Here is a 24,791-nt window from a genome sequence, read left to right as displayed (position 1 = left end):
CGCCAACCAGGCAGCGGCCGAACCAGTGAACCTGAAACCACATCAACCCGCTCTGACCAGCTAGTCAGTACCACCCGCATAGCGGGGGAACCTCACGCTCCGCACGACGCATCACCCTGCACCTGCCACACAACTGGCCCTGGCAGCACGCCTGGACACATCTCTTCGACACTGTCCACGACCCACCCGCACCGGCCTGAGACGCCCCTGACCACCCCGCCCGCCAGGGCCTGACCGGAACCGAACCCGTGGAAAAGCTGGGCAGACCAGCAGATATCACCTGCCCGTCAACGACCACCGACCGAAACCAGCTCACGCAACGATCACGAGAGCATCTTCAAAGCACGTCGGTGGATCGAGGCTTAGGCTCGGCGTGGACGCCTACAGGTAGTCCTGCGTCGTGGTGACCCGACCGAAGCGCGGGAAGGTCTTCGCCGCCGCGAAGTCGTGTTCCTCCGCGGCCGTGCCCGACATGGCGTCGGCGACGAACTCGACCTCGTAACCGAGATCGCTCGCGGCCCTGGCTGTGGACTCCACGCCCATGGTGGTGACCAGTCCGCCCAGGACGACCGTTTCGACGCCCAGCTTCCGCAGCTGAGCGTCGAGGTCCGTGGTCGCGAACGCGCCGATGCTGCACTTCACCAGTACGACGTCCCCATGCTGCACCAAGCCGGGCGCGAAGTCGCTGCCCGGCGGCTGCTCGGCGACGTTGGGCCGGTCGACGCGGACCTGGATCACCGGCCGCCCCTGCGCACGGAAGGCGTTGGCCAGCTCCAGGCATCGTTTCAGCACCTCGTCACCCGTGTGCGGGGCGAGGGGTAGCGCGATGATGCGCGGCATCAGATCGATCAGCACCAGAGCGGTTGTCATACCGCTTGACCTTAGGACCTGCTCCGCGGAATTTCATGGAAAGGTGTTGATCAGGCGGCCTTGAGCGCCGCGCGGGCCGCGATGGTCACCAAGGTGCGCGGGCGGTTCGACGAGTTCGAGGGCAGCGCGCACCTCGACGACGACGCCCCGTCGAAGTCCACGGCCCAGCTCACGATCCGGGCGAAGAGCGTCCAGACCCGCAACCGGAAGCGCGACAATCACCTGCACAGCAACGACTTCCTGGACATGGACAACCATCCGATCATCACCTTCACCTGGACCCAGGTGGAGCGGGCCGACGAGAGCAACTTCAAGGTCACCGGTGACCTGACCGTCCGCGGCGTGACCAAGCCGGTCACCGTGGACTTCGAGCTGACCGGCGCCGAGAACGATCGGCGGGGCACCTTCCGGGCCGGCTTCGCGGGCAAGGCGACCATCAACCGCAAGGACTGGCGCATCAGATACGGCGGGGGCCTGGTCAGCGAGAAGGTGACGCTGGAGTTCGACGTCGCCGTGATCCGGCAGTCCTGACCGAGAGCCCGGCGACGGCTGCCGCAGGCTCTTGAGCTCGTGGTCCGTGGCAACGCCGGGGCCTTCGTCCGGCTGTCACGGACCACAGGCACGGTCTTGGTCTTGTCCAGGTGCCCGTACACCGTGGAGCGGGGCACGCTGAACAGGTTGGCGATCTGCTGGACGGGCCCGTTCGTCACCGAATCGGCCGGGTTGCGAGGTCCGGCACTCAGCCGGCGGTCGTCACCCGGCGATGCGGGGAGCGGTGGCGGCGGTAGTAGGAGATGGTGACGGCGGCGAGCAGCGGGCCCCAGAGAACCAATGGCTGGTAGAGGATGCCGACAACGAGGTTTCCGGTGTGCGTCATGTCATCGTGCGGGTATGTCCACCACCAGGGGACGTTGGCCCAGATCAGGGTCAGGGCCGCTGCGCCGAGGGCGGCAGGGACGACGGCAGCCATGGGACGGACCTTTCGCCCCCCGATCAGCGGTATCCAGCGCGGCACGATCTCGCCCCACGGTCGTACCAGACCGATCGTCAGGAATGCGCCCAGCTCGCAGAGCACGCTGAGTGTCAGCATCCACACCTTCGCGCCGATCGTCTCGAAGCCCGCGAAGCCCGCGTCGCTGTAACCAGCCGGGTATCCGAGCACCAGGGCGATACGCCACAGTCCGCTCGGCAGCACCACCAGCGTGGCAGATGGGCGGCCCAGACCGCCCAACGGGGCGGCTCCGCAACGACGGTGACAGCGGAGAGGGCCGGGTGAATACTCATGTGCCTCATCATCAAGCGCCGCCCAACGCGTGTCGTCAGCCTGCGCGGCTGACTCGGATGGTCGCCGGGTACGAGACCTGGACTGCGTGATCAGCCGCGCGGAGGAACCAGCGTCACCCTCCGAGGTGATGTGCTCAGCCCGCCCCGACGACAGCAAGTCCTGACACGCACTCGCCTCGTGACCCAGGACCTCGTACAGCCGGGGCCGGGCGGATGGTCACGTGCTGAGGTTCTGTCCCTGTGTGTACGTCGGTACGTCTCCGCTCACCGCCCGGCCCGCCCTGATCTCCGCCGCCGCTCCCAGTGCCGCGCCCAGCGCCGTCCGGTACAGCAGCGATCCCAGGCTCACCCTGCTCACCCCAAGGCCGCCGAGTTGCGCGACCGTGGGGCCGGACGGGGAGTAGAGGATGTTGAGCGGCGCGTCGAGCTCCTTGACCAGCGCGGCGATCGACGCCGCGCCGGTCAGGCCGGGGACGAACACGCCGTCGGCGCCCGCCTGTTGATAGGCGTCGAGCCGGTGCATCGTCCCGGCCGCCTGCTCCCCGCCCAGCCAGTGCGTGTCGGTGCGCGCGTTGACAAAGAGGTGTGGCACGGCGGCCTTCACCGCCGCGATCTTCGCCGCGTGCAGGTCGACGGGGGCGAGCGAGCCGTGATGGACGACAACGCCGCGAAGTGCGTGCCCCAGCCCCGTGACGCCGCCCCCCAATTGCCGGTCGGTCTTACTTGCCCTCGCCTTTTCTCAGCGTGGCAGCACTGCCGCCATCGCCGCCACCGCACGCCGCATCCGGCCCTCGTCGTCGCGCACACTCCGGCTGAACTCCATGTGCAGGAACGGTACGCCGTCCGCCGCGGCCCGCCGTCCCTGTTCATTGCTGCGCCCCTCCAGCGCGCAGCGGCGCACCCAGGCCCGACAGACATCAAAACCTTCCCGCCGCAGGGCGGTTGCCGTGCGGCGGGCCGCGGCCAGCCCGTGGTCGCCCTTGCCGGTGGATGCGATCACGTCGTAGTCCGGTTCGGTGGCGTCGGCGAAGCCGTGCACCTGGAGGCCCGGCAGCCGGCGTTCGACCAGCTCGTCGCAGACCGCGTCGAAGACGGTGTCACGGCGGTGCGCCACATCGGCCCGGTCGCCCTTCCCGGCGTTTCGGTGCGCACCGGCCAGCACCAGCACCCCACCGGGCCTGGCGCGCAGCACCCCGAGGCCGAGCTGTTCACTTCCGGTGTCGGCGACCGGATGCGGGACCTGGACAGACCAGCGGATCGGGGCGCCGAGGTCGACATAGACCCGGCCCCAGCCTCGTCCGGCCTCCGCCGCACGGTCGGCGATCTCGGCGTAGCGGCGGCCGGTCCCGGTGTCGGTGAACTCACGGATCCCGAATTCGACCTCGGCCAGCCGCCGCCCCGCCTCGGCCCGGCGGCCGTCCAGGAAGAGCCCGACCCCCTCGGCGACGGTAAGTCGCTGCGCGCGCAGGGGTTGCTGATAGTCGCTGTGAGCGACGGTGCCCCTGGTGAAGTCGGTGATGCGCCGGGCCAGATCGTGACCGTAAGAAGGGGATGGCGGGGAAACCGCCCCGCGTCGACCCTGGTTCTGGGTCGGGACGAGAACTGCCGCCAGAGCGCCGAGCGTGACCACCATCACCCCGATACCGAGCAGTGTTGCCTTGATTGTTACCTTCACGGAAGGATCCATTGTCGTATGTAAGTAAAATATTAGGGGTGTCGCCACTCCCTCACGGCTCCTTCGCAAACCGCGCCACCGCGCTGGCGCTCCTCGCGGCCACCGCCGCCGGCTGCTCCCTCCCGGGCAGTGACAGCGGCGCCGCCGACGCGAGGTCGGGCCCGTCCTTCACCGTCGCCGCCGCAGGCGACATTCTGATCCATCCGCAGCTGACCGAACAGGCCCGCAAGGACGCCGGGAGCAGTGGGGCCGGGAGCAGTGACACCGCCGCCGACGGGCTCGACTTCGGCGCGATCATGGCCGGGGTCAAGCCAGTGATCAGCAAGGCCGACCTGGCGATCTGCCACTTCGAGCCAGTCGTAGGCAAGCCGGAGGGTCCGTTCCAGAGTTACCCGGACTTCCTGGTTCCACCGCAGATCACCAAGGCGATCAAGAGCACGGGTTACGACACCTGCTCGACAGCCTCGCACCACACCCTCGACCACGGCGCCGAGGGCGTGAAGCGCACGCTCGACACCCTCGACGCCGCCGGGCTCAAGCACGCGGGCTCGGCACGCAGCAGCGCGGAGGCCGCCAAGCCGCTGATCCTGGACGTGAAGGGCGTGAAGGTTGCCCAGCTCTCGTACGCCTTCGGGTTCAACGGCCGCGAGATACCGGCCGACAAACCCTGGCTCGTGAACCAGAACTCGTTCACCAGGATCGCCGCCGCCGAGAAGGCCGCCCGCAAGGCCGGCGCCGAGGTGGTGATCCTCAGCATCCACTGGGGCCGCGAACACCACCCCGACCCGAGCGCTCCGCAGCTGAAGCTGGCCCGTCGGCTCGCCAAAGAGACCGGGATCAACCTGGTGATCGGTCACCACGCGCACGTGGTTCAGCCGATGGAGAAGGTGGACGGCACCTGGGTCGCGTACGGCCTCGGCAACCAGCTGGCGCGACACGACGTGCCGTCCGGGCTGACCGAGGAAGGCGTCATCGGCTGGTTCGAATTCCACAAGCGGGGCGGTACGTGGGACGTGGACGCCCGTTACGTACCGACGCTCGTCACCATCCCGCCGGACGTCGACGACAGCGACCCCGCCTCCGTCGAGGCGGCCGAGGCGCCCGGCGCGGTGACGGACCATCGGCTGGTGATTCCGGCCGAGTCCCTGCGGGACGGCAAGGGGCTGTCGTCCGAGGAGCGGGCCCGGTACCGGCTGGCCTTCGAACGCACCCAAGGCACGATGCTCAACCGGGGTGGGGCCAAGGACGGCCTGAAGCCACTGGAGGGCCTTCCGGACTGATCACCTGATCCGTCTGGTCATCACCTGGCCATCCGGCCTGCCGCTGATCCCACGTCGGCTCGCGGCCCTCTCCTGGGCAGCACACAGCCAACTCACACGTGCCCCACAGGCAGGGCTTCAAAAGTTGCGTGCGTCACATCGGCGACTCTCCGTACAACCTTTCGCCAAGCTTCCCAGTCCTGGAACTGGTCGTTCTGTCTCCATGGCACGCGTCGGCGCGGGCCGGAACCCAAAGGGGAACACTCATGGCCGCTTCGTCTGCGAAGCGGCGGCACAAGGTCCGACGCCGGGCCGACATGTCGCTGCTGGGTGGCATCCGTCCACCCATCGCGGTCCTCTCGGCCCTGCTGCTCTCCCTCGCGGGCATCACCGCCCTGGGCCTGGGCAGGGCAAGTCAGGGATCCGTCCCCGAGGCGGTGCTGACGTCTCAGCAGCGCTTCGCCGAGGACGGTGCCGTCGCCATGCGCGCCTCGATCGACGAGAGCGCCACCGACCTGACGCGTACCGCGGGACTGTTCAGCGCCGGGGAGCCGGTCTCTCCGGACGCCGTCCTCGACAAGATCGGCAGTGTCTATCAGAAGTGGATGGGCACCGCCGTCGTGGAGATCAAGTCGGGCCGATTGCTCGCCGCACGCGGTGAGAACGTGCCCGTCACCGCCATCGACACGAGCAGGCTCTCCGCGAAGGACGGGCTCACCCCACGCATGGTGCGGCTGCAGAACGGCGAGACCCGGCTGCTCGCCCTTGCCTTGCTGTCCTGGCCCGACCGGCCGCAGCAACTGCTCATCGCATCGAGCAGTCTGCGCTTCCCCGGAATCAGCCTCGGACAGTTCCGCTCGATCGCCGTCATCGACAGCGATGGGCACATCCTCAGCAGTGACGGCATCCCCGAGCCCGAGCAGGTCCTGACCGATCTGCAGCGCGACGGTGTCAAGCGCTCCAACAAGGAGCTCAAAGCCTTCTCCAAGATTGCTGCCACCAAGGCCGCGCAGCACCCGCTCACGGCGAAGGAGCCCGGTTCCGGTGGTTTTCCCGGGGTCAGCGGCAGCCTGCTCGGCAGCTCCTTCGAAGGTGACCGTTCCATTGCCGGATACGCCACGCTCACCGGTCCGCAGCCCGGCGAGGGCACGGTCGCGACCGCGCTGGGGCTGACCGTCGTGGCCATGGTCGACGTCGCCGTGGACCCCACCCGGGTCGCCGGCCCGCTCTTCGGGCTGATCGCGGCGGCGGCACTGCTGCTGATCGGCGCCCTCGCGGTAGCCCTGCTGATCGGTACGGTCCAGCGACCCCTGCTGCGGCTCTTCCTGGAGAGCCGTCGGCTCACCCGCGGGGATCTGGCCCGCCCGGTCACCGTCCCGAAGTACGGCGAGGCCGCCCGGATCGGGCAGGCCCTGGAACGGCTCCGCCGCCAGCTCGTCGGCGAGTCCGCCGACACCGCGGGCCCGCCTCCCGGCTCCTCGCGCCGCGGCCGCTTCGGCACCCGCGGTCTCATCGTCGTCTGCGGCGTCCTGCTGCTGGCCTGGTCCGCACCGATGCTGCTGCTCTTCAACCGTGCCGACTCGACCGTCGCCGTACCCGAACAGATCATCAGCGACCAGCGCGAACGCACCGACACGCTCTCCGACCGGGTGCGCCGCGCGCTCAACGAGGGCCACGCCGATCTGGTGTCCGTCTCCGCCCTGATCGGCGACCGGACCAGCCCCGAGGACATGAAGAAGGTCCTGGAGCGCACCCGCACCGAGCATCTGCGCTACCAGTCGTTGTACGTACGCTCCGCCGACGGCGCGATCCTGGCCCGGGCCGGCGAATCCCCGCACCGGCTGCCCGCCGGTGACGGCGCCAAGGACAACGACAAGCCGTTCGCGCAGCCGATGAGCGTCCTGAACAGCTCCGGCAAGGAGCCCGTCATCGCCGGATACGCCGAGATCCCGGGCCGGGGCGGTGCCACAGTGATCGGCGAGTTCCGGATCGACTTCATCAACTCGCTGCTCAAGCGCCCCGGCCTCGGTCAGATCCGGGTGGTCGACAGCGAGCACCGGGTCCTGGGAGGCAACACCGGCTATCTGGCCTTCCAGAAGCTGCCGAAGCGGCTCGACGAGCTGGCCACCGGCACCAGCCAGAAGACTGGTCTCAGCGCCCACGCCAGCGGCGTCATGTACCGCGACGGCGGCGGCGTCCAGGTCGCCGGTGCGGCGCCGTTCGTCGGCGGCGGAGCGGCAAAGGAACTCGGCTGGACGGTGGTCAGCTGGCAGCCCGCCGCCGGACTCGCCATCCCCGAGTACCGCCTGCAGAACCGCACCGTCCTCGCCGGAGTGCTCGGCGTCACCGCCGCCGCGGCCTGCCTCGGTTGGCTGTACATCGTCGTCGTACGTCCGCTGCGTGAGCTGGCCGTCAAGGCCGAGGCGCTGGCCGCCGGCGACCGCCGCACCGTGCTCTTCCCGCATCACCACGACGAGGTCGGCGCCGTCGCACGCAGCCTCGAACTCGTCCGGCAGCAGCTCCAGGAGCAGCGCAGACACGACAGCGCTCCCCTGGCCGGAAGGAACTGATCGGCCGTGCTCTTCCTCTATACCGTGCTCGTGGTCTGCTGCGCGATCCTGCTGATCGCGGGCATCGTCGAGCAACGCCGCCACTTCGCCAATCTGGAACGGATACCGACCCGGGTACTCGTCAACGGCATCCGCGGCAAAAGCTCCATCACCCGGCTGTGCGCGGGTGCTCTGCGCGGCGGTGACCTCGTCACCGTCGCCAAGACCACCGGCACCGCGGCCCGCTTCATCCACCCGGACGCCACCGAGGAGCCGGTCTACCGCAAGTTCGGCATCGCCAACGTCGTGGAGCAGATCGGCATCGTGCGCCGCGCCGCGTCGTACAGCCCGGACGCGCTCGTCATCGAGTGCATGGCCGTCATGCCCGCGCTCCAGGAGATCAACCAGTCGAAGCTGATCCGGTCGACGATCGGCGTGCTCTGCAACGTTCGTGAGGACCATCTGGCCGAGATGGGCCCGACCCTCGACGACGTGGCCCGCTCCCTGTGCCGCTCCATGCCGGAGGGCGGCATCTGTGTCACTGCCGAGCAGGACCGCTTCGACATCCTCCAGGAGGAGGCGGACGCCCGGGACTGCAAGCTGATCTACGCGGACCCGAACACCGTCAGCGACGAGGAGCTGCGCGGGTTCAGCTGGTTCACCTTCAAGGAGAACGTGGCGATCGCGCTGACCGTCGCCGAACTCCTCGGCGTGGAGAGGGAGACCGCACTCCGGGGTATGTACGACGCGCCGCCGGACCCGGGTGTCCTCTCGGTCGAGCGGTACCGCACCGACGACGGCAAGCGGCTGCGGTTCGCGAACGTCTTCGCGGCCAACGACCCCGAGTCGACGCTGATGAACATCAACCAACTGCTCGACCTGGGTGCGATCAACCGGCCGCTGAACGTTGTCATCAACTGCCGCCCCGACCGGGTCGAGCGCAACGGCCAGATGGGCCAGATCATCCCCGACCTCCAGCCGGAGAAGGTCTTCGTCATCGGCCACCCGGCGAAGAGCGCCATCGACGCGATCCCCACCGAGTGGCGGCGCACCGCGGTCGACCTGGGCGGTGACAAGCGGGACCCCGAGGAATTCATGCAGCAGCTGCTCGCACAGCTCGGCCCCGATTCGTCGCTCGTCGCGATCGGCAACATCCACGGGCAGGGCGAACTGCTGCTGGAGCAGCTGGCCGAACTGCCTGCGGACGAGACGCCGGACGAGACCCGGGGCCGGACGCCGGGTGATGCGGACAGGCCCGTTCCGCGTGACGTGCGCGACGACGGGCCGGCCACCGCCGCCTTCCCCGTGATCCCGGCCCAGCCGAACCCCTCTCACCAGCCCGAACCCACCTACGTACGGCATGACGAGACGCTCGCCCTGCCGCGGTACGCCCCGCGCCTCGACCCGTTCGCGCCGTACTCGGAAGCGTTCGAGGCGCGCTACCAGCAGCGTCGGCAGAGCGTGCTCCCGCTCTCCGCAGTGCCCCAGCAGGCGCCGCCCGCGCAGCAGCCGACGGCCGGGATGCGGCCGCAGCCTCCGTCGCAGAGTTCGGCGCAGCCGTCCTCGGAACCGTACGTCCGCGGCCCGTTCGAGCCGGTCAACCCGCCCGCACCGGCCCAGCAGCAGAACCCAGGAGAGCCCCGTTGATCCCCTCCGTCCTCACCCCTGAGATAGCCGCGATCGGTATCGCGCTGGGGCTGATGTTCTCGCTGGTCTGCTATCTGACGACCAACCTCTCCCCCGGTGGCATGATCACGCCGGGCTGGCTCGCCCTCACCCTCGTGGAGGACCTTCAGCGCGCGGCCATGGTGGTCGGCGTCACCGTGCTGACGTACGTTGCCGTGCTCGGCCTCCAGCGCGTGGTGATCCTCTACGGCAAGCGACTGTTCTCCACCGTCGTCCTCACCGGCGTCATCTTCCAGGCGACGCTGATGATCGTGCTGTCGCTGGAGTTCCCGCTGATGTACACCAACCAGACGCTCGGCTTCATCGTCCCGGGCCTGATCGCCTATCAGCTCGTCCGGCAGCCCAAGGGCGCAACGCTGCTCGCGACCGGCACGGTGACGCTGACGGCCTACGTCGTGCTCACCGCCGGAATCCTGCTGGGCGCACTGCCCTCCGTCTGACCGGTATGCCGACCGACACCGCCTGACGACTCACCCAACCCGGAGCTGACCGACTCATGAGTGCCAAGACCAAACGCGGCCGCCGCCCGGTGCTGCATGCCGTCACGGTGATCGCCCTGCTCGCGGGCAGCGGCTACCTCACCGTCGAACTGCGCAAGGACGAGCAGGCCAAGGCCCCGGCCGTGCAGGCCGTCACCGACAACCCGGCGCTCCGGTCCTCCGGCGCTGACACCGGCGACCAGCGCTGGGAGCGGCTGCAGAACCCGTCCCGCACCGTGCTGCGCGGCGCGAACGGCGAGGTCCTTGCCAGCTTCACCGACGGCGCGCGCACGGCCACGCTCACCGGCCCCAGCCGCACCTTCACCGAGCCCGCCAACACCAAGTCCCGGATCGTCACCGAGGACTGGGTGCGGCTGATGCCGTACCAGTGGAAGAAGGGCTCGCAGCAGGAGAAGTGGTTCAAGGACTGGTTCAAGGAGTTCTTCGGCAGCGAGGAGGACGACCTCTTCGCCATGGCCTTCCAGTACGTGGACCAGGCGCCGGTCAAGAAGGACGACGAGGGGATCCCGTACGCCGGGGACGCCAACTTCGGGCCGATCAACCCGAACGGCAGCCCGGGCAACGACTACCGCCTGGAGGAGTCCGACTTCTACGACTACCTCGGCATCCCGTACACGTTTCGCAACGGCACCACCATGCAGCCGCGCGCCGAGCGCGCCCGCTCCATGGACTGCTCGGGCTTCATCCGTACGGTCTTCGGCTACCGCGCCCGCTACCCGCTGATGGTCACCGACACCCAGGGCGACGGCCTGCCGCGTACCGCCAACGGCATGGCCCGCTCCAACCGCGGCACGGACATCATCGAGCTCACGGGTATCGCCCCCGCGAACCGGCCGAAGAACATCGACGTGCTGCAACCCGGCGACCTGGTCTTCTTCAAGCTCGACCAGCGCACCAAACAGCGCCTCGACCACGTCGGCATGTACATGGGGCACGACACCGACGGACACAAGATCTTCGTGTCCAGCCGCGAAGAGGTCAACGGCCCGACCGTCGGCGACAAGGGCGGCACCTCCCGGCTCGACGGAAACGGCTACTACGCCGCGACGTTGCGCAGCGCGAAGCGCCTGTAACGCCCGGCCGCCCCGCTCACCGCAGCCCGGAGGCCCGCTGCACCGCTCAGCGAAGTTCCTCCGGGCACGGTGTGCCGGGCGAGAGCTGGTACGGCGCTGCCAGCCGGTACACCCCGGCGTGCGGCGCGAGCAGTTCCGTCCACTCGTCGCCGTCCGCGTCCTCGTCCACCTTGATCAGGCAGCCGTTGGTGTTGACGAAGGTCCGCGGGCTGTCCTGGTCCGCGCGCTGCTTGGAGGCCTCGGTCTCCTGCGGCCGCTCCACGCTCTTGCCCTCGTCGTCGACCAGGGCGAGCCAGCGCGAGTACGGAATCCGGATCAGCACCCGGCCCGCCCGCTTCACATGGATGGTCAGCTCGCCCGCACCGGCCCGGTCCACGGTCGCCGGCGGATCGGCCAGCGGCACCGGGCTGTCGACCTCGAAGAGCTGCCAGCTGGAGTCGGACCAGATCCTGCGCAGATACGGCTGCCCCCTCTGGACGAGCTCCGCCTCCTGCACCGCGCCGGTGGCGTCCGGTTGCCCCTTGGGCAGTACCACGTAGTGCACGGCCCAGCGGTCGAGCCACTGGCGGTAGTTCGCGGAGTTCAGGGTGTCGTCGTAGAAGAGCGGGTTGCGCTCCATGTCCGCCTGCCGGTTCCAGCCGCGGGCCAGGTTGACGTACGACGCGAGTGCGGACGCCTCCCGGTGACTGCTCGCGGGCACGACCTCGACCCTGCCACGCTCGGCGCCGACCTCCTGCAACTCATTGACGAGCGGGGCCAGCTCGCGCGTCCAGGAGGCGGTGGGGGCGGTCCGGACGATGTCGTCGACGCCCTTGAAACCGATCCAGAAGTTCATGCCTACGAACGCGAGGAGGAGCGCGTACCAGCGCCGGGATCGCGGGACTGCGTACGGCAGCGCGGCGAGCAGCACCACCCCGGCGAACAGCATCGCCATCCGCGTGACATTCGACCCTATCTGCGAATCGATCACATAGGTCAGCAGCGTCCCGACCCCGTAGACGGCGGCGGCGGTACGGACGGTGCTCCAGTCGCGCGGGACGAGAAGGAAGACGAGGACGGCGAAGAGGAACGGCAACGACAGCGTCGCGATCGACATCGGCTGCGTACCCGAGAACGGGAACAGCCACGAGGACAGCGCCACGACCGCGACCGGGGCCAGGCCCAGCGCGTACGCCCCGGGGCGCCGCTTGTTCAGGAACAGCGCGGCGGCGACCACACCCAGGAACAGTCCGGCCACGGGGCTGCTCGCCGTCGCGAGCCCGGCCAGCGGGGCGGCGACGGCCGCCTTCGCCCACCGCTTGTACCGCCATCGGTACGGCCAGCAGAACACCGTGGCCACCGCACCCACCGCGAACATCAGGCCGAGCCCGAACGTCACGCGTCCGGACAGCGCGTTGCACAGATACGCGAACACCCCGGCGAGCGAGCAGGCGAGCGGATTACGGACGGCTCGCACCCGGACCAGGATCAGCGCGGTCAGCGCCGCCGACACGGTCCCGGCGACCATCATCGTCGTCCGCACGCCGAGCACCGACATCACATACGGCGACACGACGCTGTACGAGACGGGGTGCATGCCCCCGTACCAGGCGAGGTTGTACGCGGTACCCGGATGCCGGCCGACGAACTCGGCCCAGGCATCCTGCGCCGCGAGGTCACCGCCGCTGTTCGCGAAGAAGAAGAACCAGAGGATGTGGGTGACCGCGGCGGCCGCCGTCGCGATGGTGACGGGGTGACGCAGCAGCCGCCGGGCGCGGATCCGCCGTGGCACCTCGGCCCGGGGTTCGGGGGTACGCGGGGCCGGCAGCCGGACGCCCGTGTTCCCGCCACCGCTGCCGCTCGTCACGTCGCCTCGCACATCGCTGCTCCCGGCCGCCGCGCGGCCGGGTCTCGGCTCCGCAGTGGTCACTACGGTCTCTCCCCCGTCTCCGCCGGCCCGGTCACCCTGTCCCCGTGCTTCGTGCCCGTGCCCCCATGCGGTACACGTGTGAGGACGCGGTCCGGCGCTCCCCGGTTGTCCGGGGACGCTAACACGTGCACAACAGGGAAGGGGGTGCCGGGACCGGCACCCCCTTCCGTGCAGGCGTCAGCTGATCCGGGTCAGCTTCTGGCCGAACGTCGGTGCCTTCAGGTCCTGCTGGAGGGCCACCGGAGCACTGACCTTGCCGGCCCCCGATCCCACGGTCACCATGCCGACCTTTGTGCCCGCTGTCGCGGTGTTCGAGATCTTCTTGCCGTTCCCCGTCACGGACAGTTCGACCTTGAGGCCCGGCCAGCCCATCGCCTTGACGTTCTCCGTCGCGACCACCGGCGTTTTGCCGCCGAAGCCGTCATCCACGTACCCGACGACGTCGCCCTTCTTGACGACTGTTGCGGAGGTGACGGCCTTCTGCGCGCTCTGGATGAGCTTGAGGCTCTTGTCCAGCGACTGCTGAAGGCTGTCGTAGACCCGGCCAGTGCCGGCCTGCTGGCCCATGACGGCTCCGTAGATCCAGAGCTTCTTGCCGTCCACGATCGTGTTGGCGGACCAGAGGAGGTTGCCGCCCGCCGGGGTGGAGGAGCCCGTCTTGATGCCGCTCACACCGGGCTGCAGCAGAAGGGTGTTGTTGTTGTAGATCGTGCCGTCGATGCCCTCGATGTCGATCTGGGGTGTGTCGACGATCTGCCGGAACACATCGTTCTGCATCACTGCCTTGGCCAGCTTGAGCTGGTCGGCTGCGGTGGACACGGTGGTCTTCTTCAGACCGCTCGGGTCCGTGTATGTGGTGCTGTTCATCCCGAGCGCCTTGGCCTCTTCGTTCATCTTCGCCACGAAGGCCGCCTCGTTCGGGGAGTCCCAGCGGGCGAAGAGACGCGCCGCGTTGTTCCCCGAGGGGATCATCAGGAGCTGGAGCAGCTGCTTCTCGGTGAGCCGCTGTCCCTTCTTCAGAGGGGCCGTCGACTCCTCCGGGCGCTTGGACTCGTCCTCCGCCTGCTGGTCGACGGTGATCTTCTCCCCCTCCTCCTTGCCCGCGAGGGGGTGCTCCTTGAGAACCACGTACGCCGTCATGACCTTGGCGACACTGGCGATCGGTACGGGCTTCTGCGCCCCCTCGGTGCCGAGGGATCCGACACCGTCCACCGTCACCGCGGACTGACCCTGTCCAGGCCAGGCCAGGCTCGGGTCACCCCCCTTGAAGGTGTACGTCGGGTCGGCCGACAGCGCCAGGACGGGCGTCGGCAGCGGACGCACAGCCTGCACGATCGCAAAGACGATCAGGAGGAGCAGGACCAGAGGGGTCCAGATCTTGACCCGGCGAACGGCGGTACGGACCGGCGTCTCCGGGGGCGGGGGGGTGTTCGTCAGCTCGGCCAGCAGGTCGAGCGGGGGCCGGGGCGGCATCGGCTGCTGCCGGGTGCGCTCGGCTCCGCTGAGCGAGGGAGCGGGGGCCGGCTCGGGGCTCGGCCGGGTGGCCGGGGCGGCTGCGGATCCAGTCGTCCCGGGCTTGCGGGGCGCCGGGGCGGGGCGTGCGTCGTCGCGGCGGAGCGGTACGAACTGGCTGGTGCGCTCGGCGGGGCTCTCGGGCTCCGGCTTCTCCTCGGACTTCGCCGAGGGGCGGGCGATCTTCAGCGCGGTCGTCGGCTGGTCGATCTGGTCGCGCCGGACCGTCTTGAAGACGGCCGTGGGCTGATCGATTCCGCGCTTGTCCGCAGTGGGCTCGGTGTCGTCGGTGCCGTCGGTGCCGTCGGCGTCGCTGGTCTCGGCTCCCTTGGCCGCGGCGTCGGCGTCGTCAGCCACCTCGGGTTCGCTGTCACCGGTATCGCCGGCGTCCTCGTCGGCGTCCTCGACGTCGGCGCCGGTGGTCTCGGCACCCTTGGTCACGGCGTCGGCGTAGGCGTCGGCAGCGTCGTCAGCCGCCTCGGGTTCGCTGTCACCGCCGCTCTTGTTGCCCTCGGGCTCCTCGGCGCCCGCGGACTCCGTGGCGTGGCTCTCCTCGCGCCCCTCGGAGACCCGGGTCTCGTCGCGCCCCTCGGAGACCCGGGTCTCGTCGGAGGCGTCGCCGGAGACCGCAGGCTCGTCCTTGTCCTCGTCCTCGTCCGTGGTTGCGACTGCGGCCGCGGCGTCATCGGACGCCGCAGGCTTGTCGGCGGCCTCGTCATCCGCATCGTGATCGGAGTTTGCGCCTGCTTCTGCGTCTGCAGCTGCGGCGTCGTCCGCCACTTCAGCCACATCCGACGCGTCCGCGCTCGATGCAGCCGGTTCGTCCGCGCTCGCGTCGGCGGAGTCCGCCCCGCTCCCGTCCGCCTCTTCCGCCCGCGTGGGCGTGTCGCTCTCCGCGACCGCCTCGGGCTTCGCGTCTCCCTCGGCGGCCTCGGGTTCCTCGGCAGCAGCGCCTGCGGCGTCGCCGTCACCCTTCCCCACCCATGCAGCCACCGCCGCACGCAGCCGCGCGTCGCCCTCCTCGGGCTCGGCAGGCTCGGACGGCGTGGAGGCCGCCTCGGGGCCCTCAGAGGCGTTCTCCGTGCCCTCTACGCCCTCGGCGCGCTCCGCGTCCTCGTCGCTCTCGACCGGCTTCGTACGGAAGACCGCCGTCGCCGTGTCCTGCTTGCCGCCAGACTCCGCCGGGGAGGCCTGTTCATGCAAGACGGCGAGCCGCGGATCGCGTTCGCTCCGAGCCGTTCCCGACGACTTCTGCTGCCCCGACTTGTCGGGGGACTCGCCCGCCACCGATGCCTCCTCCGTGCGCTGCGGGGCCGCCCCCGCGCTGTCCGAACCATCTACCAGTGTCCTGTGTGAACCCTCGGCTGCGCTGCCAGACGAGAACGACATACCTGCCGGTTCCCGCACGAAGCACCCAGGCACTCTCGACAGACCAATGTGAGAGGGGTCACCCTGTCATTCATCCACGCGGGGAGGCATGGATGGGCAGGAGCCGCAGAACAATTCCGGAGGAGCTTCTGTTGCTCGCTCTGGACCCGACCACGGGTACCACAGCGCAGCCGCAGTCGCTCGACCTCGGCCTCGCCGGAGCTCAGCTAGTGGAGCTGGCTCTGGCAGGACGGATAGCCCCTGACGGGGATCGTATCGCCGTGGTGATGCCACGGCCGACAGGAGATCCGACTCTGGACTCCGCACTGGAACTGCTGCGCCGACGTGGCAGCCCGGTTCGGGCCGTCCACTGGATCGGCGGGCCCCGACTGGGGTTGCGCCAGACCTACCTCTCGCATCTGGAGCGGTGCGGCATGGTGCATGCCGTGGCGGGCCAGATGTGCGGGGTGCTGCCGACGACTCGCTACCAGGCGACGGACACGGCGATCAGCCGGGAGATCAGATCCCGGCTGGACAGTGCGATCCGCACCGGTGTACCGCCGGACCCGCGGACCGCGGCGCTCGCCGCACTGGCCCACGCGGTCGGTCTCGGCAAGCACCTCTACCCCGGGAACGAGGGGCGCTCATCGCGCTCCCGGCTCCGGGACCTGATCAGACACGACCCGATGGGCGGTCTCGTGGCACACGCCGTGATGGACGTCCAGAACGGGGCGATCGCCCAGCCGCGCCGCAACCAGGCGGCAGGAGGGCCGTTGCAACCGCAAGTGCAGTCGCAGTCCCGTCGCGACAGCATGGTGCACACCGCTGCCCGCTGAGGCGGCCCGCACCACCGCACCGAATACCGCCGCACCGACGTCCCCAAGACCCGGTTCGGGAGCCGCACCACGCGCGGGGCAGCCGGCCCACCGGCTGCCCCGCGCGCCTGCGTGTGGCCATTTCCCAGCGCAACCGACCCCACGGGTGGCAATCTGCTGAGCAGTAGATACGCACAGCTACGTAGCCGGAGGTGCCGTTTCCGTGCCGTCCAACGTCAATCCCACCGTCAGGCGACGCCGGTTGGGCCAGGAATTGCGCCGACTGCGCGAGCTCAAGGGCATGACGGCCGAGGAGGTGGCGGAGCGACTGCTGGTCTCGCAGTCGAAGATCAGCCGCCTGGAGAACGGCCGCCGTTCGATCAGCCAGCGCGATGTCCGCGATCTCTGCGGGGTGTACGAGGTCGAGGACCACCGGATCGTCGACTCGCTCATGCAGATGGCCAAGGACTCCCGCCAGCAGGGCTGGTGGCATGCCTTCGGCGACATCCCGTACAGCGTCTACATCGGCCTGGAGACCGACGCCGAGTCACTGCGGGTGTACGAACCGCAGGTGGTCCCCGGCCTGTTGCAGACCCGGAGTTACGCCGAGGCCCTGATCAACGGTGCACTGCCGGAGGCACCGCCGACCGACATCGACAAGCGCGTCAGCGTCCGTGCGCGCCGCCAGGACCGGATCACCACCCAGGACGGGCCGCTGCGGCTCTGGGCGGTCATCGACGAGGCAGCGCTGCGCCGGATGGTCGGTGGCAGGCAGGTCATGATCGAGCAGTTGGAACAGCTCGTCGAGCTGTCGCACCTGCCCCATGTGACGGTTCAGGTGCTGCCGTTCGACATGGGCGCCCACCCGGGCATCAACGGGCAGTACGCCATTCTGGAATTCCCGGATGCCGCGGACTCCAGCGTCGTCTACATCGAGGGCGTCACCAGCGACCTCTACCTGGAGAAAGCCAATGATGTACAGCGGTACAGCGTCATGTACGAGCACTTGCGGGCACAGGCACTGAACGTGGAGCAGACCCGGCACTACATCGCCGACATCGCGAAGTCGTACGCCCAGCTCAGCACCGACTGACCGACTGAACCAGACATTCCGCAAAGTCCGGTATGCGGGAAAAGCAACGATGTTACGGGTGAGGCGACGGCACGGTACACCGTCGCCACATCAAAGCGGAAGGCCCGCATGGAATATGCCATCCGGTCGAGTGAACGGCCCTCTCACCCGGCGATGTTGGCGAGTAGCGTCGATCACGCCAACAGATACGCAGTTGGTGCGACTCACACAACTCTCTGAATCCGAACCGGAGTGAACATGGCTATTCGTCAGGGTGCCACGGACAATTGGACGAAGTCGTCGTATTCCGGGGGCAACGGCGCTTGCGTCGAGGTCAAGTCCCCCCTCGTCCAGTCGATCGCGGTGCGCGACTCGAAGGCCCCCGAGGGTCCTTCGATCACCTTCGTGCCCGGCGCGTGGAACGCCTTCGTGTCCGACATCGCAAAGGGCTCCGTCGACGTCTGACCCATGCCCACCCACAGAATGCGGTGCGGCATCGAAACGGTGCCGCAGGAAGCCCCCTCGACTGGTCCGCCGTCCTGGCCGAGGGGGTCCGCCGCCGGACGGACCGGTCAGCGCAGCTGATCCACGTACCTGTCCGTGCCGGGCACGGTCGGGATGAACGGCGCCACCAGCTCCATCCGCCCCAGGCCGGATTCCGCAACCGCCGCGTCGAGCCCGGTGAAGTGCTCCGTCCAGCACTCCCGCGGGTCCTCCTGGAGGAACCAGAGCAGGGTGAGCCGGGTGTCGACGCCCTCCACCTGCTTCACATAGGTCATCCGGTCGCCCGGCAGGGGCGTCGGACGGAAGACGGTCACCATCGCCGCCGGTGAGTCGCCGAGCCGCTTCGGCAGATGCCGGGAGCGCAGCCATTCCAGCAGCTCCGAGCGCCGCCCGGCCCCCTCGGCGTCGATCACCTGCAGCACGAGCCCGCGGTACGGGTGGTCGAGGGCGTGCTGGTCCCGGGGGCCTGCGGCGCCGTCCCGGTAGACCGTCGCCTCATGGTCCTGGAACGCGGTGAACACATGCGTGCGGCCCTGATAGACCCGGCCGTCCCGGTACAGCCGCTTGTTGATCCCGACGGTCCACTTCATGTGGTCGTCTTGACCTCCTCCCCCGCATGAGTCTCTGAAGGATTCTCTCTCTGGTGTCCGTGCGAACGGATCGCCTTGAGGTGGGTTCCTGGTTCTTTCCCACCCGTGGGGTGGGGGTTGTGCACTGTGCCAGGACAAGTCCTGGTCTCACCTGTGCTCCGCAGGCGTGTACTCACGTCGTTACCAGCGTGAGGCCCCCGGCCCGGGGGTGGATGGTTCAGCTTGTTGTTGCGGCGCGGATGCGCCGCCCTTCGTCCCTGATGTTCTGGCCCGCGTTGTGGTCCCGGTCATGCCGGGCACCACACGCGGAGCACATCCAGGCACGGACGTGCAACGGCTTTGGGCCGTCGCGGTGTCCGCAGGCCGAGCAGATCTGCGAGGACGGGAACGCCCGGTCGACCTTGGTCAGGGTGCGCCCGTACCGGGACGCCTTGTACTCCAGCATGGTCACGAACGCCGACCAGCCCGCGTCCTGCACGGACTTCGCCAGCCGCGTGCGGGCCAGGCCCCTCACACTCAGGCTCTCCACGCTGACCGCTTGGTTCTCACGGATCAGCTTCGTGGACAGCTTGTGGTGAAAGTCCCGGCGCGCGTCGACCACCTTTGCGTGAGCCCGCGCGACCTTGACCCGCTGCTTGTTCCGGTTCTTCGACCCCTTCTTCTTCCGCGACAGGCTCCGCTGCTCGCGTTTGAGTTTCTTCTCCGCCCGGCGCAGAAACCGGGGCGACTGTACGCGGGAGCCGTCCGCCATGACGGCAAAGTGTGTCAGCCCCAGGTCAATGCCCTGGTCACGGTCGAGCGGGGGCAGGACCTCGTCCGCCGGGTCGGTCTCCACGACGAAGCTGGCCCAGTACCGGTCGGCAGCGTCCTTGACCACCGTCACCGTCGACGGGACCGACGGCAGGGTCCGGGACCAGCGCACCTGCACCGGGCCGATCTTCGGCAGGTTCAGCTTCCCGTCCGCCGTGATCGACCACCGGGCGTTCGCTGTGAACCGCACGGATTGGCGGCTGTCACGTTTCGACTTGAACCGCGGCTCGCCGACCTTCGGCCCCCTTCGGGCGCCCTTGATACTTCCGAAGAAACCCTGGTATGCCGCATCCAGATCCCGCAACGACTGCTGCAGCACAACCGACGACACCTCCCCGAGCCACGACCGCTCAGGGGTCTTCTTCGCCTCGGTGATGTACCGCTTCGACAGCTCTGCCGACGTCGGATACGGCAGGCTCTGCTCATGGGCCTGCTTTCGGGCCCGCAGACAGTCGTTGAACACCACCCGCGCACAACCGAACGCCTTGCCCAACGCCTTGCGTTGACCAGGACCCGGCTCGATTCGAAACGAATAGCGAAGCTGCACACGCACGACCGTACGACTGGGACCCGACGACCCGTGCGACAAGATCGGAACTGGTAGACATCGCCGTCTCATGAATCGAGCTGCGCTTCACCGTGACCATAAAGCGTCACAACCTGCTCGCCTGCATACTTCAGGCGTACCCCCAAAGAAGGGCATGCATGTGCTGCCGCGCCAGCGCGCTGACGGTACGAGCGGTCCTCCTCCTTCTCGGCCGCACGGGACCCGAATCCCGTGCGGTCTTTCTGCGCTCTCCGGTGCTTCTGATCGTTCTGCACAGCCTGACGAAGTGCCCGCTCATCGTGTGACCGCCGTCACGTTCACTACAACGAGGACCTCCTCGGCGGAATCCGTGTCGCCCAGCGCCTCGATGAGGGCCGGGCCAGGGATGCCCTGCCGCACGGAGCCGAGCGCCTGCCGCAGGGCGTCGGTGACCTGTTCATGGCCGGGGCGCTCGGCGAGCAGCGCCAGCGCCTGCTGGACGGAGCCGTCCAGCGTCTTGCCGCGGGCCAGTCCGTGCACCACGACAGCCAAGGCGCCGGCGGAGAGCAGGGCGGTGGGGTGGCCATGGGTCTGGGCGGCGCATTCGACTGCCAGTTGCAGGACGAGCTGCGGTTCCCAGCCCACCAGAAGCCCGAAGGGGGCGGACCGGGTGAGGGCGGCCGAGTCGCGCGCGGCGGGGTTCTTGGGCTGGTCGAGGGTGCCCATGGTGGCGTCGCCGAAGCCGCTGAGACATTCGCGGGTGGGGGCACGGCGGGTGTAGAGCCACTCCTCCTGGGCGAGCCAGCCGTTCTCCGTGCGCCGCTCGTCCGGACCCCAGTTGGTCTGAGTGGCGGCCCAGCGCAGATGGGCACGGTGCACATCGGTGGGCGGGTGCCAGGCGCCTGTGTCGCGGCGGACCTGGGCGCGGATCAGCCCGTCGACGGTGAACAGGGTGAGCTGGGTGACGGCGGTGACCGCGCCGCGTCTGCCGTGGACGGGCACGAAGTCGGTGACGCCTTCGGCGCCATGGGCCGCGCGGGTCTCTTCGAGCGAGAGCCCGCTGACGGCCGCGCCGAGCGCGTCACCGATGGCACCACCCAGCAGACAGCCGCGCACCCGGCTGCGGAAGTCCTGCTGTTCGGCACGGCCCCAGATGGCTGTGGTCCCAGTGCTCACCGCGCCCCTTCCCCCGTCCGCTTACGACTGCGCAGCCTCGGCTCGGCAGCACTGTAATCGAACGGACACGGTCCGACTGAGTGCCGGAACGGTATGTACGGAGTAGCTCGCGTGGTCTCTTTTGAACGGCAATCTCCGGGAATTTTCGTACCGCGGACAACCCTCACCCGTGGGCCGTAGCAGCTCTATAGTGAATCTATGGCTACGACGACCATCCAGGTGCCGAAAGAGACGCGCGACCATCTCGCCCAGCTGGCCAAGGAGCGCGGGCTGAGCCTGGGCCAGCTCGTCGACCAGCTGGCCGCCCAGCAGCCCACCGCGGCTCAGATCGCCGAGCGGGTCGCCACCACCCGCAAGGTGCTACGTGAGCACATGGGCTGCACGCTGACCGACGAGGAGTTCGAACAGGGACCGGACGTCCTCGCCAATGTGTACGCGATGGCAGCCGAGAAAATGCACGCCCGGCGAGGCACCGCCGCGTGATCATCCTCGACACGAGCGCGGTATCGGCGCTCGCGCAGGGACATCGCGCCCTGCACCTCCTCGCCGGCAACGTTGCCGCCACCCCGGGTGACTGGCTGCACGCCCCCGCCCTGTGCCTGATGCAGGCGGAGGCAGCCGACAAGGACCTCGCTCGCAAAGTGCTCGCGCTCCCCAGCATCCTGGTCGATCCGCTCGACCAGACGGCAGCCGCCACAGTCGGCGGAATGGTCCGCGACGGCTGGGGCGGCCCCGACACCTGTCATGCGCTGTACGTCGCGACACCCCACCAGGAAAGCGGCGGCATGTCGATCATCCTGACCGGCCGCGAGGGCGACTATCCCCCCGGCATCCTCACTGTCGACATCGACTCGCCCGGCATGCTGGGCTTTCACTGAGTCTCGACTCTGGTTCTCGGTCCGGTTCGCCGTCGGCCACCACGGGCTCGGCGGCGCGTCCGGTGTCGCCGCCCCGGTCCGTGGCCGGGCAGGGGCTCAGTCCGACAGCACGGGAAGCAGCTCCGGAAGGTGTCCGTCGGACGCGGCGGCCGCCGCCACCCGTTCCTGCGGCACCTCCCCGTACAGCGTCGTACGCGGCCTCGCCGGGCGCCCGGCCAGTTCCGCGATCGCGACCAGGTCCTGAATGGACCGGTACGAGCCGTAACTCGACCCCGCCATCCGGGAGATGGTCTCCTCCATCAGCGTGCCGCCCAGGTCGTTGGCGCCCGAGCGCAGCATCTCGGCCGCACCCTCCGTGCCGAGCTTCACCCAGCTGGTCTGGATGTTGGCGATGTGCGGGTGGAGCAGCAGTCGGGCCATGGCGGTGACGGCCCGGTTGTCGCGGTCGGTCGGGCCGGGGCGGGCGATGCCGGCCAGGTAGACCGGGGCGTTGGTGTGGATGAAGGGGAGGGTGACGAACTCCGTGAAGCCGCCGGTCTCCTGCTGGAGGCGGGCCAGGGTCCTGAGGTGGCCGAGCCAGTGGCGGGGCTGGTCGACGTGGCCGTACATCATCGTCGACGAGGAGCGCAGGCCCACCTCGTGCGCGGTCCTGATGACCTCCAGCCAGGTCGCCGTGGGCAGCTTGCCCTTGGTGAGGACCCAGCGGACCTCGTCGTCCAGGATCTCCGCCGCCGTGCCCGGGATCGAGCCGAGCCCGGCCTCCTTCACGGCGATCAGCCAGTCGTGGATGGACATGCCGGTGCGGGTCGCGCCGTTGACGACCTCCATGGGCGAGAAGGCGTGTACGTGCATGCCGGGGACGCGTTCCTTCACCGCGCGCGCGATGTCGAAGTACGCGGTGCCGGGCAGGTCCGGGTGGATGCCGCCCTGCATGCAGACCTCGACCGCGCCGACGTCCCACGCCTGCGCGGCCCGGTCGGCGACCTGGTCCAGCGAGAGGGTGTAAGCGTCGGCGTCGGTGCGCCGTTGGGCGAAGGCGCAGAAGCGGCAGCCGGTGTAGCAGACATTGGTGAAGTTGATGTTTCTGGTGACGATGTACGTGACGTCGTCGCCGACCACGTCACGGCGCAGGGTGTCCGCGATCCGGCACAGTTCGTCGAGCGCCGGTCCTTCCGCGTGGAGCAGGGCGAGCGCCTGGTCGTCGGTGAGCTTCGTCGGGTCGTCGGCGGCCTGGCCGAGCGCCTGGCGTACGTCGGCGTCGATGCGGGACGGGACCATGCCGGGGGCCGCCGCCTCGCGCAGGGCCTCCCAGTCCCCGTAGACCTCGTCGAAGTCGTCGCGGCGGTCGCTGGTGCGGCCCTCCGTGTCGATGGTGCGGTGCAGGTCGGTGCGGCCGGAGGCGCCGAACTCCTCGTCCGGCTCCTGCCAGGGCAGGCCGGCGGGGATCGCGCCCTCCTTCGCGAGGCCCGTCTCCGGGTCGGCGAGCGCCCGGACGTGTGGGAGGAGGCGGGGGTCGAGCCAGGGCTCGCCGCGCTTGATGAACTCCGGGTAGATGGTGAGGCGTTCACGGAGCTCGAAGCCCGACTCGGCTGTCTTCGCGGCGAGTTCGTCGATGTGCGGCCAGGGGCGCTCAGGGTTCACATGGTCCGGGGTGAGCGGTGAGACGCCGCCCCAGTCGTCGATCCCGGCGCCGATGAGCAGTGCGTACTCCGCGTCGACGAGGTTCGGCGGGGCCTGGATGCGGGCGGAGGGGCCGAGGATGTGCCGGGCCACGGCAATGGCGGCGGCCAGCTCCTCCAGTTCGGCGTCCGGCATCCCGCGCATCGCCGTGTCCGGCTTGGCGCGGAAGTTCTGGACGATGACCTCCTGGATGCCGTGGTAGGCGCGGGCGGTCTTGCGCAGCTCGAAGAGGGAGTCGGCGCGCTCCTCGTACGACTCGCCGATCCCGATCAGGATGCCGGTGGTGAACGGGACGTTGGACCGGCCCGCGTCTTCGAGGACGCGGAGGCGGACGGCCGGTTCCTTGTCCGGGGAGCCGTGGTGCGGGCCGCCCGGCTCGGACCACAGGCGGGTGGCCGTCGTCTCCAGCATCATGCCCATGGAGGGGGCGACGGGCTTGAGCCGCTGGAGGTCGGTCCAGGTCAGCACGCCCGGGTTGAGATGCGGCAGGAGGCCGGTCTCTTCGAGTACCCGGATCGCCATGGCGCGTACGTACGCGAGGGTGTCGTCATACCCCTCGGCCTCCAGCCACTCCCGCGCCTCGGGCCAGCGGTCCTCGGGCCGGTCCCCGAGGGTGAACAGCGCTTCCTTGCAGCCCATGGCCGCGCCCTTGCGGGCGATGTCCAGCACTTCGTCGGGCGACAGGAACATCCCGTGGCCCGCGCGCCGGAGCTTGCCGGGCACGGTGACGAAGGTGCAGTAGTGGCACTTGTCGCGGCAGAGCCGGGTCAGCGGGATGAAGACCTTGCGCGAGTACGTGATGACGCCCGGCCGACCGGCGGCTTCGAGGCCGGCGTCGCGCACCCGGGCGGCGGACGCGGCAAGGTCCGTCAGATCGTCGCCGCGTGCCTGGAGCAGGACGGCGGCCTCGGTCACATCGAGGGCGACACCGTCACGGGCCCGCTTGAGCGCGCGCCGCATGGAGGTGGTGGTCGGGCGTCCGCGCTGAGGATCGGTCATGCACCGAGCATACGAGCGAGGCCCCCGCCCCGGCCCGGGGCCTCCAAGGCCGGACG

17 protein-coding genes and 4 pseudogenes are annotated in these 24,791 nt (G+C 69.3%); 11 read left to right on the top strand and 10 right to left on the bottom strand.

What is annotated here, in order from left to right:
* Positions 1-381: 381 nt before the first annotated feature.
* The gene (locus tag AB0N06_RS20950) at positions 382-870 is read right to left on the bottom strand and encodes an isochorismatase family protein (protein WP_366136175.1); all 489 of its coding nucleotides are present in this window, start codon (positions 868-870) and stop codon (positions 382-384) included.
* 60 nt (positions 871-930) lie between these two features.
* On the opposite strand from AB0N06_RS20950, the gene AB0N06_RS20945 reads away from it, so the two are divergent.
* Entirely contained in the window at positions 931-1,401 is a 471-nt protein-coding gene (locus tag AB0N06_RS20945; RefSeq protein WP_366136174.1) for a YceI family protein, read from the top strand.
* Between the two features lie 208 nt (positions 1,402-1,609).
* Here the strand turns inward: AB0N06_RS20945 and AB0N06_RS20940 are convergent, their stop codons facing one another.
* The 3 genes and pseudogenes from AB0N06_RS20940 to AB0N06_RS20930 all read right to left on the bottom strand — a co-directional run bounded on the left by AB0N06_RS20940 (position 1,610) and on the right by AB0N06_RS20930 (position 3,829).
* Positions 1,610-2,101 (bottom strand): hypothetical protein, encoded by a 492-nt coding sequence (locus tag AB0N06_RS20940; RefSeq protein ID WP_366136173.1) that lies wholly within the window; start codon positions 2,099-2,101, stop codon positions 1,610-1,612.
* Positions 2,102-2,371: 270 nt separating this feature from the next.
* Positions 2,372-2,797, bottom strand: a pseudogene (locus AB0N06_RS20935) (isocitrate lyase/phosphoenolpyruvate mutase family protein); the annotation flags it as partial.
* 96 nt (positions 2,798-2,893) lie between these two features.
* Positions 2,894-3,829 carry a hypothetical protein gene (locus tag AB0N06_RS20930; protein WP_366136172.1) on the bottom strand — a complete coding sequence of 312 codons (936 nt, stop codon included), beginning with the start codon at positions 3,827-3,829 and terminating at the stop codon, positions 2,894-2,896.
* Between the two features lie 38 nt (positions 3,830-3,867).
* Here AB0N06_RS20930 and AB0N06_RS20925 point away from each other — a divergent pair, with 38 nt between their 5' ends.
* The 5 genes from AB0N06_RS20925 (at position 3,868) to AB0N06_RS20905 (ending at position 10,896) form a co-directional block, all read left to right on the top strand.
* Positions 3,868-5,109 (top strand): CapA family protein, encoded by a 1,242-nt coding sequence (locus AB0N06_RS20925; RefSeq protein WP_366136171.1) that lies wholly within the window; start codon positions 3,868-3,870, stop codon positions 5,107-5,109.
* Between the two features lie 245 nt (positions 5,110-5,354).
* Positions 5,355-7,658, top strand: coding sequence for a cache and HAMP domain-containing protein (locus AB0N06_RS20920; RefSeq protein ID WP_366136170.1), 2,304 nt, complete (start codon positions 5,355-5,357; stop codon positions 7,656-7,658).
* Positions 7,659-7,664: 6 nt separating this feature from the next.
* Positions 7,665-9,284 carry a poly-gamma-glutamate synthase PgsB gene (gene pgsB, locus AB0N06_RS20915; protein WP_366136169.1) on the top strand — a complete coding sequence of 540 codons (1,620 nt, stop codon included), beginning with the start codon at positions 7,665-7,667 and terminating at the stop codon, positions 9,282-9,284.
* The gene (locus AB0N06_RS20910; RefSeq protein WP_327245851.1) at positions 9,281-9,763 is read left to right on the top strand and encodes a poly-gamma-glutamate biosynthesis protein PgsC/CapC; all 483 of its coding nucleotides are present in this window, start codon (positions 9,281-9,283) and stop codon (positions 9,761-9,763) included. Before pgsB ends, AB0N06_RS20910 begins: the two co-directional genes overlap by 4 nt.
* Positions 9,764-9,819: 56 nt before the next feature.
* Positions 9,820-10,896: an NlpC/P60 family protein gene (locus AB0N06_RS20905; RefSeq protein WP_366136168.1), complete on the top strand. Its 1,077-nt coding sequence runs from the start codon at positions 9,820-9,822 to the stop codon at positions 10,894-10,896.
* 46 nt (positions 10,897-10,942) lie between these two features.
* On the opposite strand, the gene AB0N06_RS20900 is transcribed toward AB0N06_RS20905, so the two are convergent.
* Together AB0N06_RS20900 and AB0N06_RS20895 are read right to left on the bottom strand one after the other, a co-directional pair.
* Positions 10,943-12,805: an MFS transporter gene (locus AB0N06_RS20900; protein ID WP_366136167.1), complete on the bottom strand. Its 1,863-nt coding sequence runs from the start codon at positions 12,803-12,805 to the stop codon at positions 10,943-10,945.
* A gap of 177 nt (positions 12,806-12,982) precedes the next feature.
* Positions 12,983-15,604: a serine hydrolase gene (locus tag AB0N06_RS20895; RefSeq protein ID WP_366136166.1), complete on the bottom strand. Its 2,622-nt coding sequence runs from the start codon at positions 15,602-15,604 to the stop codon at positions 12,983-12,985.
* Positions 15,605-15,798: 194 nt separating this feature from the next.
* Here AB0N06_RS20895 and AB0N06_RS20890 point away from each other — a divergent pair, with 194 nt between their 5' ends.
* The 3 genes from AB0N06_RS20890 to AB0N06_RS20880 all read left to right on the top strand — a co-directional run bounded on the left by AB0N06_RS20890 (position 15,799) and on the right by AB0N06_RS20880 (position 18,037).
* On the top strand, positions 15,799-16,521 hold the full coding sequence (locus AB0N06_RS20890; RefSeq protein ID WP_358858310.1) for a GPP34 family phosphoprotein: 723 nt from the start codon (positions 15,799-15,801) through the stop codon (positions 16,519-16,521).
* 202 nt (positions 16,522-16,723) lie between these two features.
* Positions 16,724-17,593: a helix-turn-helix transcriptional regulator gene (locus AB0N06_RS20885; protein WP_366136165.1), complete on the top strand. Its 870-nt coding sequence runs from the start codon at positions 16,724-16,726 to the stop codon at positions 17,591-17,593.
* Positions 17,594-17,830: 237 nt separating this feature from the next.
* Complete coding sequence (locus tag AB0N06_RS20880) at positions 17,831-18,037, top strand: DUF397 domain-containing protein (RefSeq protein WP_266984619.1); 207 nt, start codon at positions 17,831-17,833, stop codon at positions 18,035-18,037.
* A gap of 107 nt (positions 18,038-18,144) precedes the next feature.
* On the opposite strand, the pseudogene AB0N06_RS20875 reads toward AB0N06_RS20880, so the two are convergent.
* The 3 pseudogenes from AB0N06_RS20875 to AB0N06_RS20865 form a co-directional block, all read right to left on the bottom strand.
* Positions 18,145-18,675, bottom strand: a pseudogene (locus AB0N06_RS20875) (hypothetical protein); the annotation flags it as partial.
* Positions 18,676-18,886: 211 nt separating this feature from the next.
* A pseudogene (locus AB0N06_RS20870) lies at positions 18,887-20,023 on the bottom strand (RNA-guided endonuclease TnpB family protein); the annotation flags it as partial.
* 327 nt (positions 20,024-20,350) lie between these two features.
* Positions 20,351-21,178: pseudogene (locus AB0N06_RS20865) on the bottom strand (ADP-ribosylglycohydrolase family protein); the annotation flags it as partial.
* A 198-nt stretch (positions 21,179-21,376) separates the two neighbouring features.
* Here AB0N06_RS20865 and AB0N06_RS20860 point away from each other — a divergent pair.
* On the top strand, positions 21,377-21,661 hold the full coding sequence (locus AB0N06_RS20860) for a hypothetical protein (protein ID WP_366136164.1): 285 nt from the start codon (positions 21,377-21,379) through the stop codon (positions 21,659-21,661).
* Entirely contained in the window at positions 21,658-22,056 is a 399-nt protein-coding gene (locus tag AB0N06_RS20855) for a hypothetical protein (RefSeq protein ID WP_366136163.1), read from the top strand. The genes AB0N06_RS20860 and AB0N06_RS20855 overlap by 4 nt, the downstream gene beginning before the upstream one ends.
* Positions 22,057-22,152: 96 nt before the next feature.
* Here AB0N06_RS20855 and AB0N06_RS20850 read toward each other — a convergent pair whose 3' ends face one another.
* Positions 22,153-24,735 (bottom strand): bifunctional FO biosynthesis protein CofGH, encoded by a 2,583-nt coding sequence (locus AB0N06_RS20850; protein WP_366136162.1) that lies wholly within the window; start codon positions 24,733-24,735, stop codon positions 22,153-22,155.
* Positions 24,736-24,791: the final 56 nt, after the last annotated feature.

It is taken from the genome of Streptomyces sp. NPDC051020, from assembly GCF_040683105.1.
GTDB lineage: Bacteria > Actinomycetota > Actinomycetes > Streptomycetales > Streptomycetaceae > Streptomyces.
The sequence above is the reverse complement of the archived record's forward strand: the minus strand, read 5'-3'. Positions and strand labels throughout refer to the sequence as shown.

Bases quoted from the DNA above. Each gene is read 5' to 3' on its own strand.
- AB0N06_RS20850 (WP_366136162.1), bottom strand. From the start codon at position 24,735: ATGACCGATCCTCAGCGCGGACGCCCGACCACCACCTCCATGCGGCGC.
- AB0N06_RS20920 (WP_366136170.1), top strand. From the start codon at position 5,355: ATGGCCGCTTCGTCTGCGAAGCGGCGGCACAAGGTCCGACGCCGGGCC.
- AB0N06_RS20890 (WP_358858310.1), top strand. From the start codon at position 15,799: ATGGGCAGGAGCCGCAGAACAATTCCGGAGGAGCTTCTGTTGCTCGCT.
- AB0N06_RS20950 (WP_366136175.1), bottom strand. From the start codon at position 870: ATGACAACCGCTCTGGTGCTGATCGATCTGATGCCGCGCATCATCGCG.
- AB0N06_RS20905 (WP_366136168.1), top strand. From the start codon at position 9,820: ATGAGTGCCAAGACCAAACGCGGCCGCCGCCCGGTGCTGCATGCCGTC.
- AB0N06_RS20860 (WP_366136164.1), top strand. From the start codon at position 21,377: ATGGCTACGACGACCATCCAGGTGCCGAAAGAGACGCGCGACCATCTC.
- AB0N06_RS20880 (WP_266984619.1), top strand. From the start codon at position 17,831: ATGGCTATTCGTCAGGGTGCCACGGACAATTGGACGAAGTCGTCGTAT.